Origin of the sequence: Paenibacillus naphthalenovorans (genome assembly GCF_900099895.1) — a bacterium.
In the GTDB taxonomy this organism is placed as follows: Bacteria; Bacillota; Bacilli; order Paenibacillales; family NBRC-103111; genus Paenibacillus_G; species Paenibacillus_G naphthalenovorans.
Genome location: NZ_FNDY01000096.1, coordinates 1 through 1,202 on the forward strand (window position 1 = coordinate 1; position 1,202 = coordinate 1,202).

Below are 1,202 nucleotides of genomic sequence, written 5' to 3' on the forward strand. Positions count from 1 at the left end.
CAAGTGGTTTTTCGTCCTAATTTCGAGAAATTAGTGACATTTGTGCAGCAAAAACCACCGTTTACCAGTTAATGACACGAACTGCATAGATCATATCCAATAGTAATATTATACCATAATGAAGATTGATAGGTTATAAGTCATAGAAGACCAATTATAATTTATATCTTTTCAAGTTCCCTAACTCTCCTATAAAAGGTATTGGGCTTCATCTCAACCTTTTTCATAGCGGCTACTGCGGAAATATTACCGATTTTCCATTCACGATATACATCAAGAAACTCTTCTGAGATTTCCCTTTTGGGTCGTCCAAACCTAACACCTTTCTTTTGAGCTATTTCTATCCCCTCAGCTTGTCTTTGCTTTGTCTTTTTCCTTTCTTGCTCAGCAACATAAGACAGCATACTTAAGAACTGATCTTCTAACAATTTTCCGAGATCACCCATCGTTTTGAATTTACGACTGTCAAATAATGATTCGTTCTCTAGCACAACAATGTCAGCATTAACTTCCCTCGTTATAAACTTCCATTCAGCTATGATACCGTCATAATCGCGTCCTAGACGATCAAGCGAATCAAGGTAGAGTAAATCCCCTTCCCTAATGACAAGCCGCATAGCTTGGTACTGAGGACGGTTAAAGTCTTTCCCCGATTGCTTGTCAACGAATATGTATCTCTCTTCAATCCCTAGTTCGTGCATCTTCTTAATTTGCCGATCAGTGTTTTGTTCCTTTGTTGAAACACGAACATATCCAATTTTCATTTCAGCACCTCAGACAATGAGTGTCGTTTCAATAAGTATACCATATTTATGAAATATTTCATATATCAATTCAACACTTTTTGAAATGGTCTATTGGTGGGACTTTTCATTATGTCAAAATGTGTACTTTCTGTAATAAAAATAAGGAGAATTCGACACTGCGGAAGCGGGGGACATTAGGAATCAAGCCGCGGGGGGTGGTTTACAGTGAACAGGTGATGTATTTGACCTTCTCTGAGGGGTACGCACCTATCAAATAACTCTTATGTCATATTTTACGATACGAAAGCCATAATCCATTTTCGGCAGACGATTTTTCAGAACGCTTAGTGTTCAAAATTAATTAGTTTCCCCTGAAAAAGTCAGGGTGTTTTGAGCATAATTAAAAGGAATTCAGCACCTCAAAATGGAAATTGTTATTGTCGAGATAACAAAGTT

General features: G+C 37.4%; 1 protein-coding gene. It reads right to left on the reverse strand.

Features of this window, described 5'->3' with window-relative positions; translation table 11 throughout:
* Positions 1-161: 161 nt before the first annotated feature.
* Positions 162-764 (reverse strand): recombinase family protein, encoded by a 603-nt coding sequence (locus BLT35_RS26120; RefSeq protein WP_074730250.1) that lies wholly within the window; start codon positions 762-764, stop codon positions 162-164.
* Positions 765-1,202 lie beyond the last annotated feature (438 nt).

Excerpts from the sequence above, each read along its gene's own strand:
- BLT35_RS26120 (WP_074730250.1), bottom strand. The coding sequence starts at position 764 with ATGAAAATTGGATATGTTCGTGTTTCAACAAAGGAACAAAACACTGAT.